This window comes from Halomarina salina, from assembly GCF_023074835.1.
Lineage (GTDB): Archaea > Halobacteriota > Halobacteria > Halobacteriales > Haloarculaceae > Halomarina > Halomarina salina.
The window spans coordinates 1,099,712-1,115,148 of sequence record NZ_JALLGW010000001.1 but is presented as its reverse complement, the minus strand read 5'-3'; the positions used below and the strand labels follow the sequence as shown (position 1 = coordinate 1,115,148).

16 protein-coding genes are annotated in these 15,437 nt (G+C 67.8%); 4 read left to right on the top strand and 12 right to left on the bottom strand.

Features of this window, described 5'->3' with window-relative positions:
- Positions 1–47: 47 nt before the first annotated feature.
- From MX571_RS05660 to MX571_RS05645, 4 genes are all read right to left on the bottom strand, one after another.
- Complete coding sequence (locus MX571_RS05660) at positions 48–2,243, bottom strand: heterodisulfide reductase-related iron-sulfur binding cluster (protein WP_247414614.1); 2,196 nt, start codon at positions 2,241–2,243, stop codon at positions 48–50.
- A 77-nt stretch (positions 2,244–2,320) separates the two neighbouring features.
- Positions 2,321–3,037 (bottom strand): energy-coupling factor transporter transmembrane component T family protein, encoded by a 717-nt coding sequence (locus MX571_RS05655; RefSeq protein ID WP_247414613.1) that lies wholly within the window; start codon positions 3,035–3,037, stop codon positions 2,321–2,323.
- Positions 3,034–3,765 (bottom strand): energy-coupling factor ABC transporter ATP-binding protein, encoded by a 732-nt coding sequence (locus MX571_RS05650; RefSeq protein ID WP_247414612.1) that lies wholly within the window; start codon positions 3,763–3,765, stop codon positions 3,034–3,036. The genes MX571_RS05655 and MX571_RS05650 overlap by 4 nt, the downstream gene beginning before the upstream one ends.
- Complete coding sequence (locus tag MX571_RS05645) at positions 3,762–4,343, bottom strand: biotin transporter BioY (RefSeq protein ID WP_247414611.1); 582 nt, start codon at positions 4,341–4,343, stop codon at positions 3,762–3,764. The genes MX571_RS05650 and MX571_RS05645 overlap by 4 nt, the downstream gene beginning before the upstream one ends.
- A gap of 175 nt (positions 4,344–4,518) precedes the next feature.
- On the opposite strand from MX571_RS05645, the gene MX571_RS05640 reads away from it, so the two are divergent.
- Positions 4,519–5,121 (top strand): hypothetical protein, encoded by a 603-nt coding sequence (locus tag MX571_RS05640; protein WP_247414610.1) that lies wholly within the window; start codon positions 4,519–4,521, stop codon positions 5,119–5,121.
- 265 nt (positions 5,122–5,386) lie between these two features.
- Complete coding sequence (locus tag MX571_RS05635) at positions 5,387–6,043, top strand: CRISPR-associated protein Cas4 (protein ID WP_247414609.1); 657 nt, start codon at positions 5,387–5,389, stop codon at positions 6,041–6,043.
- A gap of 41 nt (positions 6,044–6,084) precedes the next feature.
- On the opposite strand, the gene MX571_RS05630 is transcribed toward MX571_RS05635, so the two are convergent.
- From MX571_RS05630 to MX571_RS05620, 3 genes are read right to left on the bottom strand one after another with little or no spacing between them, the layout of a single operon-like run.
- Complete coding sequence (locus MX571_RS05630) at positions 6,085–6,699, bottom strand: L-threonylcarbamoyladenylate synthase (RefSeq protein WP_247414608.1); 615 nt, start codon at positions 6,697–6,699, stop codon at positions 6,085–6,087.
- A gap of 9 nt (positions 6,700–6,708) precedes the next feature.
- A complete protein-coding gene (locus tag MX571_RS05625) occupies positions 6,709–7,218 on the bottom strand; it encodes a redoxin domain-containing protein (RefSeq protein ID WP_247414607.1) in 510 nt (169 codons plus the stop codon).
- Complete coding sequence (locus tag MX571_RS05620; protein WP_247414606.1) at positions 7,219–7,482, bottom strand: glutaredoxin family protein; 264 nt, start codon at positions 7,480–7,482, stop codon at positions 7,219–7,221.
- A 125-nt stretch (positions 7,483–7,607) separates the two neighbouring features.
- Between MX571_RS05620 and MX571_RS05615 the strand changes: the two genes are divergently transcribed.
- Positions 7,608–9,047, top strand: coding sequence for a hemolysin family protein (locus MX571_RS05615; protein WP_247414605.1), 1,440 nt, complete (start codon positions 7,608–7,610; stop codon positions 9,045–9,047).
- 51 nt (positions 9,048–9,098) lie between these two features.
- Here the strand turns inward: MX571_RS05615 and MX571_RS05610 are convergent, their stop codons facing one another.
- The 3 genes from MX571_RS05610 to MX571_RS05600 form a co-directional block, all read right to left on the bottom strand.
- Complete coding sequence (locus MX571_RS05610) at positions 9,099–10,298, bottom strand: inorganic phosphate transporter (protein ID WP_247414604.1); 1,200 nt, start codon at positions 10,296–10,298, stop codon at positions 9,099–9,101.
- Between the two features lie 144 nt (positions 10,299–10,442).
- Positions 10,443–11,147: a DUF5828 family protein gene (locus tag MX571_RS05605; protein WP_247414603.1), complete on the bottom strand. Its 705-nt coding sequence runs from the start codon at positions 11,145–11,147 to the stop codon at positions 10,443–10,445.
- 74 nt (positions 11,148–11,221) lie between these two features.
- Positions 11,222–11,449: a DUF8007 family protein gene (locus MX571_RS05600; RefSeq protein WP_247414602.1), complete on the bottom strand. Its 228-nt coding sequence runs from the start codon at positions 11,447–11,449 to the stop codon at positions 11,222–11,224.
- 182 nt (positions 11,450–11,631) lie between these two features.
- Between MX571_RS05600 and MX571_RS05595 the strand changes: the two genes are divergently transcribed.
- Complete coding sequence (locus MX571_RS05595; RefSeq protein WP_247414601.1) at positions 11,632–12,267, top strand: DUF8052 family protein; 636 nt, start codon at positions 11,632–11,634, stop codon at positions 12,265–12,267.
- Positions 12,268–12,531: 264 nt separating this feature from the next.
- On the opposite strand, the gene MX571_RS05590 is transcribed toward MX571_RS05595, so the two are convergent.
- Together MX571_RS05590 and MX571_RS05585 are read right to left on the bottom strand one after the other, a co-directional pair.
- The gene (locus MX571_RS05590; protein WP_247414600.1) at positions 12,532–14,358 is read right to left on the bottom strand and encodes a carbon starvation CstA family protein; all 1,827 of its coding nucleotides are present in this window, start codon (positions 14,356–14,358) and stop codon (positions 12,532–12,534) included.
- A gap of 127 nt (positions 14,359–14,485) precedes the next feature.
- On the bottom strand, positions 14,486–15,436 hold the full coding sequence (locus tag MX571_RS05585; RefSeq protein ID WP_247418433.1) for an ArsA family ATPase: 951 nt from the start codon (positions 15,434–15,436) through the stop codon (positions 14,486–14,488).
- Position 15,437: the final 1 nt, after the last annotated feature.

Sequence of the window (15,437 nt, the reverse complement as noted above, 5' to 3'; positions counted from 1 at the left end):
CAGTGAGAGCAGTGAGCGAGAACACCTGACGAGGAGGACGAGGCCCGTCAGTCGTCTGCGGGCGCAGACTCGCCAGCCTCAGTCGAGGAGTCGCCGACGGTGACGCCGCGGGCCTCGATGGCCTCGGCGAGCAGTTCCGAGAGACCGACGATCTCGATGTCGTCCTCGTAGTCGCCGGTCTTGCGGCCGTCCTCGTACATCGTCATGCACATCGGGCAGGCGACGACGAACTTCTCGACGCTCGCGCCCGCGTCGGTGTCCTCCAGCGCCTCGCGGAGGCGCTCCTCGCTCGGTTTCGGATCCTCGTCGTACTCCATCCAGAGGCCGCCGCCACCGCCGCCACAGCAGAAGGAGTTGGCGCGGTTGCGCGGCATCTCGTGGAGGTCACAGCCGGTCGCCCGCACGAGGTCACGCGGGGCCTCGTACTCGTCGTTGTACCGCCCGAGGTGACACGGGTCGTGGTAGGTGACGGTGTAGTCGAGTTCCGTGCCCGACAGCGGGATGCTCCCGGCGTCGACGAGGCGCTGGACGGCCTGGGTGTAGTGGAGCACCTCGACCTCGCCGCGACGGTTCCAGAACCCCTCGACGTCGAACTCCATCATCGGGTCGTCGGCGAACTCGTCGAAGTCGATCTCCGGGTACTCGTTCTTGAACGTGTTGTACGAGTGCGGGTCGGTGCAGACGAGCGTGTCGAACTCGCAGGCCTCGAACGAGTCGACGAGCGTGCCGGCCTGTTCGAGGAAGAGGAACTCCTCGCCGACACGGCGGACGTCGTTGCCGTCGTACACCTCGTCGTCGTAGAGGATGCCCACGGAGACGTCGCTCGCCTCGAAGATGGTCGCCAGCGAGCGGGCGACCTTCTTGTTCCGGTCGTCGAAGCTCGGGTAGTCGCCGACGTACCAGAGGTAGTCGACGGGTTCCTCGCGGGCGTCCGTGACCTCGAAGTCGAGGTCCTCGGTCCAGTCGGCGCGCTTGCGGTTCGGGTCGCCGAACGTGTTGTCCTTCTGCATCACGTTCTGGAACACGTCCTGCATGCTGGGCTGGAGTTCGCCCTCGTCGGTCAGCTGGCGGTTCATCCGCGTGAACGAGGTGAGATGCTCGATGTCGACCGGGCAGGCGTCCATGCAGGCCATGCAGGCCATGCAGGACTCCATCGTCTCGGCGTCGATGACCGAGTCCCCGCCGTCGGCGACGATGGGTTTCTGCTCGGTCTCCCCGGCGTCGAGCTTCTCGCGGTAGCTCTTCAGGTCGAGGATGACGTTCCGCGGGTCGAGCGGCCGGTCCGAGGCCTTCGCGGGACAGACCGAGGAACAGCGACCGCACTTCGTGCAGGCGTCCTGGTCGAGGATGTCCTTCCAGGAGAAGTCGTCGATGTCCTCGGCGTTGGTGTGGTCGAGGTCCGTCGGGATGCTCGGCAGGCGCTTGCCCGCCTTGTCGTCGTTCGTGACGACGTTGGCGAAGCTCGATATCATGTGGAACGGCTTGCCCATCGGCACGGCGACGATGAACCCGAACGCGAGCAGCGCGTGGGACCACCAGCTGAACGGGTAGAGGAACGTCGCCATGCTCTCGCTCATCCCTCCCATCTGGAAGACGCGGGCGAGGAACCAGCCGACGAACGACACCGTCTCGTGCTCGGGGAAGCCCGTCCCGAGGATACGCAGGCCCTCGACGACGTAGCCGCCGACGCCGAGCAGGAACAGCGACCAGACGAGGAAGGCGTCCCAGTGGTCGTTGTGACGGTCCCAGAGGCGGTCCATCCGCAGGCCGTACCGGCGGTAGAGTGCGATACCCACCCCGACGACGAACAGCAGGCCCATCGCGTCCATCACGAGCGAGTACGAGAGGTAGAACGCGCCCTGGAAGAACGACTCCTGCCCGAGCGCCTTCGTCCAGATGTCCATGTCGATGGCGAGGATGGTCGTCCCGATGAGCAGCGTCAGGAACCCCCACATGATGAACGCGTGCATCACCCCGCCGACGAAGTCGCGGTTGAACTGCTTCTCGTTGGTGAACACCTGCTTGGCGGCGCGGGCGATGCGCCCCGGCAGGTCGTCGAGCCGTGCCGCGTGGTCCGGTTCGCCAGCCCCGTAGCGCGCGAACCGACTGTAGACACCCCAGAGGAACCAGACGACGGTGAGGACGGCGGCTGCGTAGAACAGCACCTCGCCGACCGGACCGATGCGCCAGAACGTCGGCCGCGTCTGGAGCACCTCCGGTCCCGTCTGCCCGAAGTTTGTCATGGTTTACCAGCCACGCGACGCATGGTTAAGTCTTATCAACGGAACGTCCGCCGTTTCGCGTTTTTTCTCGCGACTGGTCACGCGAGGGGCACGACGGCCCACGCGAGGAGTACTCCCGAGAGCGCGAACACCGGCCCGTCGCGCCGCCCGAACCGCAACCGGGGGAGCGTCGGGTTCCACGAGAGACACCGCGCCCGCATCGCCACCGCGAGGCGGTCCGACCGGTCGAACGCCCGCCCGAGTCCCGCCACGGCGACGAGTCGTATCCGCTCTCGGACCGGGAGGCGGTCGCCGAGTCGCGCCCGCATCGCCTCCCGTGCCCGCCGGAGGTCGTTCCGGAACACCGCGACGTACCGGAACGTGAGCCCCACGCCCAGTCCGAGCGCGCGGCCGGGCTTCCCGGGGACGACCCACTCGACGGCCGCCCGCGACTCCCGGACCGGCGTCGTCCGAACGTACGCCGCGCTCACGACGAGGACGAGGACGACCCGGTAGCTGGCGAGCGCCGGCCCCACCGCGTCCGCCGGGACGAACCACGGGGCACCGAGCGTCGCCCCCTCGACGACCGGGCCGAGCAACAGGAACGGGAGCACCACCCGGAACTCCCGCGCAGTCTCGCGCGGCGAGAGGGCAGCCGTCACGCCGACGGCCACCGTCAAGCCCGTCAGGAGGACGAGGCCGAGCGGCGTCGTGTGGGCGAACGCGGCGAGCGCGAACGCCGCCTGGAACGCGAGTTTCGTCCGCGGGTCGAGGCGGTGGGCGAGCGTCGCTCCGGGAGTGTACGCGAGGGTCACGGCGTGCGATGCTCCGCGTTCCCGCTCACGGGAACCGGTCGGACGTCGAACTCGGCCGCCCGGTCGACGACGGCCGCTGGCGGCCCGTCGAGTGCGACCCGGCCGTCGGCCATCACGACCAGCCGGTCGGCGAGCGTCGCCACGTCCCGCAGGTCGTGCGTGACGACGACGACGCTCATCCCGTCGTCGGCGAGCGCCGCCAGTCGGTCGAGGACGGCCTCGCGGGCGGGCCAGTCGAGCCCCGCGAACGGTTCGTCGAGGACGAGGTGGTCCGGGTCCATCGCCAGCGCCCCCGCGATGGCGACGCGGGCCTGCTCACCGCCCGAGAGCGCGTCGAGGCGCTCGTCGCCACGGCCAGCCATGCGGACGGCCGCCAGCGACTCCTCGACGCGCCGGTCGACCGTCTCGTGGTCCAGACCGAGGTTCTCGGGGCCGAACGCCACGTCCGCGGCGACCGTCGCCGCGACGAAGCAGTCCCGCGGGTGCTGGAACACCATCCCCACGCGAGTCCGCGCGCGGACCGGGTCGTCCGCCACCGAGACGCCGTCGACGGTCACCGACCCCGAGTCGGGCGTCGCGAGGCCGTTGAACTGCCGGACGAGCGTCGTCTTCCCGGACCCGTTCGCCCCCGCGAGGACGAGGAACTCGCCGTCGTCGACGCTGAGGGAGACGCCGTCGAGCGCGCGGACCTCGCCGTAGGAGAAGACGAGGTCCCGCGTCCGGATCATTCGGCGGCGATGGCGTCGCTCCGGACGATACCGACCGCGGCGGCCATCTTCAGCGCCTCGACCGGGACGAACGCCGCCGCGGCGACGAGGAACGCCTCGTAGAGACCGACGCCGTTGACGAACGCGTAGCCCACCGTCCCGAACGCGTAGATGATGGCAGTCGCGGCGACCATCCCGGCGACGAGGCGTGCGAGGCCCACCTCCTTCGGCGTGTTCAGGCCGTCGACGCCGTGGACCACCAGGCCCAGCGCCGCGGCGGCGAACGGGTACGACCAGAGGTAGCCGCCGTACGGGCCGAGAAGCACTCCGAGGCCCGCGCTCCCACCTGCGAATATCGGTGCCCCCATCGCCCCGGTGGCGACGTAGACGAGCATCGACGCCCCGCCCCAGAGCGGACCGAGGAACACGCCCGCGAGGAACACGCCCAGCACCTGCAGCGTGACCGGTACGGGCGAGATGGGGTTCTGGAACGAGACGTACGCGAACGCCCCGGTCAGCGCGGCGAACATCGCCATCCGCACGAGGTTCGACGCCACCGCCTCGCCGACCAGTTCGACGTTCTGCTCCTGTGTACTCATGGTCGGGCCTCGTCGTCAACCGTGGAGTAGGCTTCGGTTGACGACGGCGCGTCGCTGGCACGGGAAATCGTCACATACAGGGCCGTGAGAGTGGTCCTGAAGAGACTCTGGCGACAGTTCCAACTGTTTTGGGGGTAGATTCAAATACGAGTATCTCGTTCCGTTTTAGCCACTGATGGACGAGAAGACCGAAGAGCTGCGCGACATCTTCATCGACGTGACCGACGGGGACACGGTCACCGAGCGCCAGGAGGATGGGCGCGGCTCGCTCACCGAGGACGAGGAACGGACCGTCGAGCGACTCGACGACATCGTCGCACGGATGCGCGAGCAGTTCGAGTTCGAGAGCGACCTCTCGACCGACGAACTCCGGTGCGTCGTCCAGGGCTACTACGACGGCGCGGACGACGAGACCATCGCCGACGCTCTCGACATCGAGCAGAGCGCGGTCGTCACGGCCCGCCACGACCTGCACCTCCTGCGGGACCGCGAGACCGACGCCCCCTTCGAGTTCGCCCGCCTCCGCGAACTCCGCAACGACGACCACGAACGCACGGCCGCCGAGACGGCCGACGAACTCGACGTCTCCGAGTCGACCCTCCGGACGTACGGCGCGGTCGTCGACACCCAGAACCGCAAGCGGAGCGTCAACGACCGGTTCGCCGACGAGTTCGCCGAACTGCTCACCGACGCCGACCTCCAGGACCACACCGAGGACGTGAAAGACGACGGCCTCGACGAGGCGACCGACGGGATGGAGACGGACGTCTCCTTCTAGAACCACCACGTTTTGCTGCGCTCGCTGGGCGACGACACGCCTCGCTGTCGCTCGGCGGTCGTCGCTGGCTCGCTGGCAAAACCTGGACGAAAAACCGGCGTCGCCCCCTTCGGGGGCTCCTTGGCCCGCTCGCTCCTTCGCTTCGCTCACTCGCTCGCGGTACAACTCAACGTCCCACAGCAACCGCTACAGCTACCGCAATCCGCCACCGCAACCCACCCCTCCAGCCCCGAGTTCAAGTACCAGCACGCGACCAGCGCGGGCCATGCACGCCGTCTCGGACCTCGCGCTGGCCGCGTACTGTCCGCGGAAGCTCTACTACCGGAAGCGCGACGACTCGCCGTACCCCGAGCGCGACGAGCGCCACGAACTCCCGTTTCGCTATCGAGAACTGCTCGACCAGGCGACGGACCTCACTGAAGAACCGATCGCGGTGTCGCCGGTCGAGTACCGCTCGAACCTCGGGCAGTCGCGGGCGCGCGTCGGTCCGACGGCGTTCGAGGCGTTGTGTGACCCGGTCGACAGAGACCTGCTGGTCGAAGGGCGGCGCGTTCGCGGCATCGCACACAAGGTGCTCGACGACCCGCTCGCCCCGTCGCTGGTCGTCGCCGGGGAACCACCGGACGAGGGCGTCTGGGAGCCACACACCGTCCGGGCGGTGGCGCTCGCGCGAGCGCTGGAGTGGGACCGACAGGCGTCGGTCGAGCGAACGTACGTCGAGTACGCCGCACACGGCGTGATTCGGGAACTGGAACTGACCGCGCGGCGGACGGGCGCGTTCAGGCGCGCGCTCCGGACCGTCGCGTCGATGGACGGACCGCCGGCGCGGACCCGACAGCGCTCGAAGTGCGACTCCTGCGAGTACAGCGGGGAGTGCGGCGTCAGGACGCGGTCGCTCCGGTCGTTACTGCGTCGCGGGTGAGCAGGAGCGTCTCCGAGGTGGCGAAGCCGGGCGCTACGTCCTCAGTGCTCGGCCAGCCACTGCCTGACGACGTCCGCGGTCGGTCCCCGGCGATGGATGGTCCCCGTCGCCACGTCGACGACCGTCGAGCCACCACCGGGCGTCTCGCCGGCGTCGAGGACGACACAGGCGTCCCGGATGGACGAGTCGACCTCGGCGACCCGGCGGGCGCTCCCCGCGCCCGACCGGTTGGCGCTCGTCGCGGTCAGCGGCGTCCCGGCACGACGGAGGAGAGCGAGCGCCACCTCGTGGTCGGGGACGCGGACGCCGACGCGGTCCCGACCGCCGGTCAGGACGTCGGGAACGGCGTCGCGTCGTTCGGCGACGAGCGTGACGGGACCGGGGAGGAACGCCTCGGCGAAGGCGCGTTCGCGCTCCGAGAGCCGGACATGGTCGTCGAGGTCGCCGGCCTCGGACACCGCCAGCGAGACCGGTTTGTCGCGATCGCGCCCCTTCAACTCGAACACCCGCTCGACGGCCTCCGGGTCGAGCGCGTCCGCACCGAGTCCGTAGACGGTCTCCGTCGGGTAGACGACGCACTCGCCGCGTCGACAGGCGTCGGCGGCGCGGTCGAGGGCGGCGTCGGTGACGCCGTGGTCTGGCGGGGTGTCGGTCATGGGAGACGGTCAGACGTGGTCGGCGATGGCGGCCTCGACCTCGTCGTAGTCGGGGAACGCGGGCCACTCGCTCGCGACCCACGCGTACTGGACGATGCCCTCGTCGTCGAGGAGGAAGACGGCGGGGCGCGGCTCGGTGATGCCCTCCATCCCGTCGAGTTCGTGGTCGATGCCGTACCGTTCGGCGACGGCGGCGCTCGGGTCCGAGAAGAGTCGCGAGTCGATGCCCCGCTCCTGAACGAGCGTCTTGTGCTCGTACGGCGAGGAGATGGAACAGCCGACGACTTCGAGGCGCTGTTGCCACTCCCGGTCTCGCATCTCGTTCCAGATGTACGTCGCGGGGAACGCGCCGTCCATCGGGTGGAAGACGAGCAGGACCGGCCCCTCCTCGTACAGGTCCGAGAGCGCGACGTTCTCCCAGTACTCCGCGTTGACGAGCGGTCGCGTGAAGTCGGGGGCCGCCTCACCGACCTCGGGATGGTCGGCGTCGGGCAACTCGACGACATCGAAGTCGGGCATCTACGCGCTCACCTCGTCGCCGTAGGTGGCTTCGAGGTAGTCGACGATGTTGGCGCTCTCGGACATCGTGACGCCCGTGTTTTCGTCGACGATGGCCGGGACGGTGCGCTTGCCCGAGATGCGCTTGACGACGTTCCGGTCGGCGTGCATCGGTTCGACGAACCGGGAGCGGTACGGGACGTCGTTGTCCTGGAGGACGCGGACGACGCGTTCGCAGTACGGACACGCCTGCAACCGGTAGAGCGTGATGGCCGGGTCACTCATATCTCGAATCGACGGTCGTTCCGACCCTAAGCGTGTCGCCGTCGTGCGTGACGACCGTGGGACCGGTCGCCGTGGAACCGACCATGACAACGTTTAATCTCCCTGCCGCGAAAATTTCCCCGTTAATGGGCCATAGCCTCTCGTCAGTGCTCACCCTCCCCTCGCCCGGTTCGATAGCCACACCGCCCGAGCTCGCCACGCTCGCACTTCAGTCGGCCGATGCCGCGGGCGGTCCAGTCGACATCCTCGGTATAGAGATCGGGGGGACGGTGTTCGCGGCACTCGGTGCTGGCGTTATCGTCGTCCTCATCATGCTGTCGGCGTTCTTCTCCTCCTCGGAGATCGCGATGTTCTCGCTGGCCTCCCACCGCGTCCAGAAACTCGCCGAGTCGGGGACGCCAGCGGGAACGACGCTCAAGCACCTCAAGGACGACCCACACCGTCTGCTGGTCACCATCCTCGTCGGGAACAACCTCGTCAACATCGCGATGTCCTCCATCACGACCGGATTACTCGCGTACTACGGCTTCGACGGCGCGATCGGCATCGCCATCTCGACGTTCGGTATCACCGCACTCGTCCTCCTGTTCGGCGAGAGCGCGCCGAAGTCCTACGCCATCGAGAACACGGAGTCGTGGGCGCTCCGCATCTCCCGGCCGCTGAAACTCGCGGAGTACGTCCTCATGCCGCTGGTCGTCACGTTCGACTTCCTCACCCGCACCGTCAACCGGGTCACGGGCGGACAGAGCGCCATCGAGACGACCTACGTCACCCGCCAGGAGATACAGGACATCATCGAGACGGGCGAGCGCGAGGGCGTCCTCGACGAGGAGGAACGCGAGATGCTCCAGCGCACCCTGCGGTTCAACGACACCATCGCCAAGGAGGTGATGACGCCGCGTCTGGACATGACCGCCATCGACAAGGACGACGACATCGACGACGCCATCAGTCAGTGCATCCAGTCCGGTCACGCTCGCCTGCCGGTGTACGAGGGGAGTCTCGACAACGTTATCGGGACGGTCCACATCCGCGACCTGGTCCGGGACCTCAACTACGGCGAACACGGCGACCTCGAACTCGACGACCTCGTCGAACCCACGCTCCACGTCCCCGAGTCGAAGAACGTCGACGAACTGCTCCGCGAGATGCGCGACAACCGCGTCCACCTCGTCATCGTCATCGACGAGTTCGGCACGACCGAGGGCCTCGTGACGATGGAGGACCTCACCGAGGAGATCGTCGGCGAGATACTCGAAGGGGAGGAGGACGAACCCATCGACTTCGTCGACGAGGACACCGTCATCGTCCGCGGCGAGGTCAACATCGACGAGGTGAACGAGGCGCTCGACATCGACCTCCCCGAGGGCGAGGAGTTCGAGACCATCGCCGGGTTCATCTTCAACCGCGCGGGCCGCCTCGTCGAGGAGGGCGAGGAGATATCCTACGACGGCGTCGTCATCCGCGTCGAGCAGGTCGACAACACCCGAATCATGAAAGCCCGCCTCTCGACGGAAGGCGTCGTCGAGGACGAGGAACCCGAGGCCGAGGCCAGCAACGACTGAGCACGACTGGTCCGGTCGGCCGCAGGGGAAGCGCGAACGCGGCACCTGGCCTCAGACCATCTCGAAGACGAACGCCGTCGCGGTGTAGAGGCCGTATCCGAGACCGAGCGCCAGCGCCAGCGAGACGACCCACGCGCCGACGGTCTTCAGCATCTTCTCGGCGCTGACCCCGGAACCGCCGGCCGCGTAGCCGCTGCCGATGATGGCCGAGACGATGATCTCGTTGAACGAGACGGGCACGCCGAGGAAGACGGCGGCCTGGGCGATGGCGAAGGAGGGGATGAGCGCGGCGATAGAACGGCGCGGCCCGAGCGAGGAGTAGTCCTGCGCGAGCGTCTTTATCATCCGCGGCGCGCCGGTCCACGACCCGGCGAGCAGGCCGACGCCGCCGCCGAACAGCACCGCGAACACCGGAATCGTGGTCGCGAGGTCGTCGAGCAGCGGGAGCAGGGGGCCGATGGCGAGACCCACCTGGCTGCCCCCTGCCGAGAACGCGACGAGGCCGCCCAGCACGAGCAGGAAGTGACGCTGGGCCGCAACGGTGCCCCGACGCAGGTCCCACGCGAGCAGTCCGGCCGCGACCACACCGAACGCGAGCGAGACGCCGACGGTGACGGGCCAGCGAACCGAGAGGTCGGTCTCGAGGAACACCGCGTCCGCGATGCTCGCCCCGGCGTCGGCCGGACCGAGCAGCGCGAAGTCGACGTTCGCGAGGATGACGCCGACGAGGGCGGCGAGGGCGAGGATGACGACACGCTCGGAGACGGACTCGCTCCGGAGCAGGCGGGCGGTGGCGAACGCCGCCCCGCCGCCGACGAACGGGACCAGCACCCAGAGCGTCGCTATCTGCTGGTACTTCGGCCACGCGGGGTCGCCGCCCATCGCGAGGCCGACGCCGACGACGGCCCCGGTGACGGTGAACGCCGTCGCGATTGGGTAGCCCGCGAACACGCCGACGGCGACGAGCGCCGCCGCGAGCAACAGGGCGACGACGGCGGCCAGCGGCGACAGCGTCACCCCGCCGATGAGTTCGCGGCCGACCGCCTCGGTGACGTTCTGTCCCTGCAGGACGGCCCCGAGGAGGCCGAGGAGACCGACGTAGAACCCCGCTCGCATCACGGAGATGGCGTTCGCACCGACGGCGGGGGCGAACGGTGTCGAACCGGACGACCCCGCGCCGATGGCCCACGCCATGAACAGACTGGCGAGTGCGGCGACGACGAGCGTGAGTATCAGCGCGGGGGCAGCCATTAGTCGTCGGAGGTTGGACGGACCGCCACAAGAAGGTGTAGCCTTCCGGTGCCCGAATCGAGCGTGTGAGCCACTCGCGCAGGTCGATTGTCGGCAGCAGTCACGCCGTCGTCGAGCGCGCGTCGAACTCGGGGGAGGACGGACTCAGTTCGCCGTCGGCCGGGCGTCGTCGTTGTCCTTCGGGACGTCGACGCCGTCGCCGCCCTCGACGGCTTCGAGGACTTCGGTGTCTTTCTCGGTGTCGATGTGCCAGCGGTCGACGGACTGCTCGTAGTCCGCGAGGCGGTTCGAGACGTGAATCTTCAGGTCGTCGTCGTTGACGTTCACCTCGAGTCGGTACTCGGGGCCGTTGCGGTCGGCGCGCTGGAGGTTCGCGCTGACGAGGTCGTTGTCGAAGTAGTACGGCGACACCTGCGTCATCACGTTGCGGTACACCGCGCCCTCGACCTTGCGGAGGGCGCGTCGGCCCGCCGAGTCGGCCGCGCGGGCGACGTAGTCGATGGACTCGCTCCACTTGTCGACGGCCTCGTCGGTGTCCTCCTCCAGTTTCTCGTAGGACTCCGAGAGCTTCTCGCCCGCGGTCTTCAGGTCCTCGTCGGGGCTCTTGCCCGCGCGTTCACCTCGCCCCTCGTTGACGGCTGCCTGTTCGGCGGTCTTCTCGTTGAGTGTGTCCATCCGCTCGTGGCTCTTGGGTCGCCACTCGTCCCACTCCTCGAACTGCTCCGCGTCGATGCTCGTGTCGGTGTCGTCGGTGCGGATGTCGTGGAGGGCGCGAGTGATTCGTTCGCCGTGTTCGACGATGTCCCCCCAAGAGCCGCTGACGCTGAACCCGGAGACGGTCTCTTCCATCTACCGAGACGTAGGTGACCGAATGGTAAAAACCTCGACGGCTACGGTAATCGCCTGACAGTTCGCTCGACCGGTCAGCGTCCGTGGACGAACCGGGTCGCCATCGCGTCGAGACGGTCGCGAACGCCCGAGAGCCACGCCGACGGTGACGCCGCCCGGAGGGACCGGTCGTCCACCTCGATGCGGTCGCCGGCGAACGGGTCTTCCGCGTGCTCGAACGTCCCCGTCACCGACGTCATGGCACACCGACCGCACTTCTCGGCGCTGCCCGTTCCACCGGTGGCGGTGTCGTCCTCGCTCATGCCCCCGCGTTGGGACGCGCGCTGGTTAAGCGTTCGCACGGGTCACGGAGCGCTCTCCGGCCGTGGAGGGTAGATGGACCACGAGACGGTCCACTAGCCACGGAAGGGTTGCGCTGCACGCCAGCCGTGTCGCTGCCGTCGTGACGGAACCTCTTTGCGCCCGCTCGTCCTCAGTGGACCCCATGACCGCGGAGGGGACGACGGACGACCCGACCGACCATCCGAGCGACGACCCAGTGAGCGACGGCCCAGCGGGCGACGACTCGCCGCGCGAGCGACCGACGTGGGAGGACCCGTACCTCGACGGCGTCGCCGCTCGCCTCCAGTTCAACTACGACCTCGCGCGAGACGAGCGGGTCCGGGGCGTGCGGTTCCCGCTGTACGGACGACTGGAGATGGACAGCCACAAGCAGTTCCTCCACCCCGCCATCTCCTACGGCCACCAGTACAGCTACGAGCACCTCTACGTGGACCGGCGCCCCCGCGTCGGCGTCGAGGACCTGGAGGCGTTCGTCTCGCTCGCTCACGACCTCGCCGAGGACATCGAGGTCGACGAGGAGCACTACGCCACCGACTTCACGTTCGCCGTCGTCGTCGAGGACCTGCCCGACGAGGTGGCGTCGTTCGTCGCGAACCACGACGACCGGACGATGCTGAAGTACGGTTACAACGGCCACTACGAGGTGAACCTCGTCGCCGTCGTCCCCGACGAGCAGCGAGTCGTCGACTCGGACGTCGCCGTCGCCGAGGCGTTCCACCACTGGGACGACGAGCAGGAGACCACCGGCGTCCTCGACCAACTCCGCGGACTGTTCTGAGGAGTGGTACGGTAGCGGTGCTGTGCGGTGGTGGTAGCTCTAATCGATTGTACCGCGAACGAGCGAAGCGAGTGAGTGGGGTGACGAGTGAACAGAGCGCTCGGAGTGCGCGAAGTGAACGAGGAATCCTTTTGTCGCCAGAAATCAGCGATTTCTGGCTACTAACCAGAACGGCGAAGCCGTTCTGGTAATGCTCCAGCTTTTGCCCTCCGGGGGTGAGCGAGCGCAGCGAGCGAACCCCCGGTCGGGTACAAAAGGTGGTTGTTAGTCGTCGCTCGGTGTCGTGCCGGTGTAGCTGTCCCTGACCCGGTTGATGTTCTTGTAGCCCATCCAGCCGATGGCGACCGCCAGCCCGGCCAGCGTCAGCGAGATGAGGCTCTGGAGCACCGACGAGACGAACGTGACGGTCTGGCCGTCGTTCAGGGCCGTGAGGGCGGCGTCCGGCGCGCGGAGGATGCCGATCCACAGCAGCGCCGTCAGCGTGACGACCAGCATCAGCGCCATCGGCAGGCCGGTCGAGACGAGCTGTTTCGAGTCGTCCCAGTTGGCGAGCCACAGCGTGGCGGCGAGCAGCGCGAGTGCCGCGAGCGTCTGGTTCGCACCGCCGAACAGCGGCCAGAGCGTCGACCACGACCCGCTGCCGACCAGCAGGTACGCGGGCAGACAGAGCAGGAGGCCCGCCGAGGCGTACCGGTTCGTGGCGAAGCGCTGGGTCGACGTCTCGGGGACGCCGACGATCTCGTCCATCATGTAGCGACCGAGTCGGACCGCGGTGTCGGTGCTGGTGAGCAGGAAGCTGACGAACACCAGGCCGATGAACGCCGCTCCGGCCTGGGGCGGAACGCCGAACACGGATATCATCGCCGCGCCGCCCGCCGGGAAGTTGCCGAGCGCACCGGCCAGCCCCGACGGGAAGTCCCCCGACCCGATGATGGCGAACGCACCGACCGCGGTGGTCGCGAGCAGGCCCTCGCCGAGCATCGCGCCGTAGCCGATGCTCCGGGCGTCGGTCTCCTTGTTCAGTTGCTTGGCCGTCGTCCCCGACGACACCAGCGCGTGGAAGCCGCTGATGGTCCCACAGGCGATGGTGACGAACAGGAAGGGGAAGATGGGACCGAGTTCGCTGTTGAACCCGAGGAACGCCTCGTAGTTCGTCTCCAGACTCGTCACCTCGTTCCCGGCGACGGTGATGGCCTCGAACCCGACGACGGCGGCGACGATGGTACCGAGCAGCATCGCGCCGACGCCCGTGTACAGCAGGCTCGACGTGAGGAAGTCACGGGGCTGGAGCAGCACCCAGACCGGCAGGACGCTCGCGATGAACCCGTAGATGACGACCACGGGCACCCACGCCGCGCGGTTGGCGTTCTGCGCCTCCGTCAGCGGGAGCCAACTCCACTGTTCGGCCGCTCCGAGCAGGACGATGGTTCCCTCGGGGAGGTTCCCCGTGTCCACCATGGCGATGGGGTACTGCAACCCGACCCAGACGCCCCCGAACACCATCGCGACGAACGCGACGGCCCCGACGGTGAACGGGAGGTTCAGCTGGTAGAGGTACACCCCGAACACGAGCGCCAGCATGATGTAGAGCAGGCTCGCGGTCGCCGAGGACGGGTAGACGTCGAACACGACGGCGACGACCAGCGCGAACACGGCGATGACGAGGATGATGGTGAGGAAGGCGAACCACAGCAGCATGTCCTTCCCCCGCTGGCCGACGTACTCGCCGATGATGTAGCCGATGGACTTCCCCTCGTGTCGGACGCTGGCCGACAGCGACATGAAGTCGTGGACCGCGCCGAACAGCGGGTTCCCGATGGCGATCCAGAGGATGGCCGGTAGCCACCCGAACGCCGCGCTGGCCGTGATGGGACCGACGATAGGAGCGCCCCCCGCGATACTCGAATAGTGATGCCCTAGCAAGACCGACTTCTGGGACGGGACGTACTCCTGCCCGTCCTCCATCCTGTGTGCTGGCGTCTCCCTGGCGTCGTCGAGTTCGACGAACTGCGACAGGTACCGCGAGTACGCGAGATACCCGACGGTGAACGTTACGAGTGAGAGCGCGACTAACACGGCAACTTGTACCATGACTGCTAGCAACCATGAACAAACCGACCAATAAGCGTTACCATGCGATAGAACTGAAACGCTGTTCAACTGAAGAGAGGATGCGCTGAGCAGCCGTTTTTCCTAATTCCGAACGGCGAATGTTTATTTAAACGGATACGTCGAGTTCCTCGGCCACCTCGCCTAGCAAATCGCCACGAACCTCGGCGATACGTGTCTCGATGACTGCCACCAGCGGCGGTCCGAACTCCGTCTCGCACCGCTCGACGTGTGCACGCTCCGTCTCGACGCGCTGGCGGAGGAACCGCGCGCCGCGACCGTCCTCCTCCAGGTCGGGGCTGGGCGTGAGGCGGTTCATCACGAGGCCGCCGACCGGCAGGTCGCGCTCCTCGTAGCTCTCCATGGCCCGTTCGGTCTCGCGCAGGGAGAGTTCGTCCGGGTTGAGGACGAGGAAGAACTGCGAGCGTTGGCGGAGCGTCTCGCCCGCGAACTCGAAGTTCTGCTTGCGCTCTCGCAGTCGGGCGATGATGGGGTCGCCGACCGACGAGCGTCGCGGTTCGAGGTTCCCGATGGCCGCCTTCTCGTAGAGGTCGACGCTCTGCTCGCGCTTGCTGAGCAGGCGGTCGATCCACCCCTCCAGGTAGTCGGGCAGCGAGAGCAGCCTGAGGGTGCCGCCGGTGGGCGAGGTGTCGAAGACGACGCGGTCGTACTCCTCCGAGTCGCGCATCACCTCGATGAACCGATCGAACAGCGCCGCCTCGTGCGCGCCGGGCGTCTGGTGGGCGAGTTCGACCTGCCGGTCGATCTCGTTGACGATGCTCGGACTCACCTGGTCGCCGAGGGCGCGCTTTATCTCCATCAGGTGCTCCGACACCTCCTGTTCGGGGTCGATCTCCATCGCCCACAGCGAGTCGTACCCCTCCACCCGCTGTGGGTCGTCGGTGAACTGCTGGTCGAAGACGTCCGCCGTCGAGTGTGCCGGGTCCGTCGAGACGAGCAGGGTGTCCAGCCCCGACGTCGCGCACTTGTGGGCGTACGCCGAGGAGACGGTGGTCTTGCCGACGCCGCCCTTCCCGCCGAAGAAGACGAACTTCTGCATC

Coding starts and splice junctions, on each gene's coding strand:
- MX571_RS05600 (WP_247414602.1), bottom strand. CDS start 11,449: ATGAGCGAGGACGACACCGCCACCGGTGGAACGGGCAGCGCCGAGAAG.
- MX571_RS05595 (WP_247414601.1), top strand. CDS start 11,632: ATGACCGCGGAGGGGACGACGGACGACCCGACCGACCATCCGAGCGAC.
- MX571_RS05615 (WP_247414605.1), top strand. CDS start 7,608: ATGGGCCATAGCCTCTCGTCAGTGCTCACCCTCCCCTCGCCCGGTTCG.
- MX571_RS05635 (WP_247414609.1), top strand. CDS start 5,387: ATGCACGCCGTCTCGGACCTCGCGCTGGCCGCGTACTGTCCGCGGAAG.
- MX571_RS05585 (WP_247418433.1), bottom strand. CDS start 15,436: ATGCAGAAGTTCGTCTTCTTCGGCGGGAAGGGCGGCGTCGGCAAGACC.
- MX571_RS05645 (WP_247414611.1), bottom strand. CDS start 4,343: ATGAGTACACAGGAGCAGAACGTCGAACTGGTCGGCGAGGCGGTGGCG.
- MX571_RS05660 (WP_247414614.1), bottom strand. CDS start 2,243: ATGACAAACTTCGGGCAGACGGGACCGGAGGTGCTCCAGACGCGGCCG.
- MX571_RS05625 (WP_247414607.1), bottom strand. CDS start 7,218: ATGCCCGACTTCGATGTCGTCGAGTTGCCCGACGCCGACCATCCCGAG.
- MX571_RS05650 (WP_247414612.1), bottom strand. CDS start 3,765: ATGATCCGGACGCGGGACCTCGTCTTCTCCTACGGCGAGGTCCGCGCG.
- MX571_RS05590 (WP_247414600.1), bottom strand. CDS start 14,358: ATGGTACAAGTTGCCGTGTTAGTCGCGCTCTCACTCGTAACGTTCACC.
- MX571_RS05605 (WP_247414603.1), bottom strand. CDS start 11,147: ATGGAAGAGACCGTCTCCGGGTTCAGCGTCAGCGGCTCTTGGGGGGAC.
- MX571_RS05620 (WP_247414606.1), bottom strand. CDS start 7,482: ATGAGTGACCCGGCCATCACGCTCTACCGGTTGCAGGCGTGTCCGTAC.
- MX571_RS05610 (WP_247414604.1), bottom strand. CDS start 10,298: ATGGCTGCCCCCGCGCTGATACTCACGCTCGTCGTCGCCGCACTCGCC.
- MX571_RS05640 (WP_247414610.1), top strand. CDS start 4,519: ATGGACGAGAAGACCGAAGAGCTGCGCGACATCTTCATCGACGTGACC.
- MX571_RS05630 (WP_247414608.1), bottom strand. CDS start 6,699: ATGACCGACACCCCGCCAGACCACGGCGTCACCGACGCCGCCCTCGAC.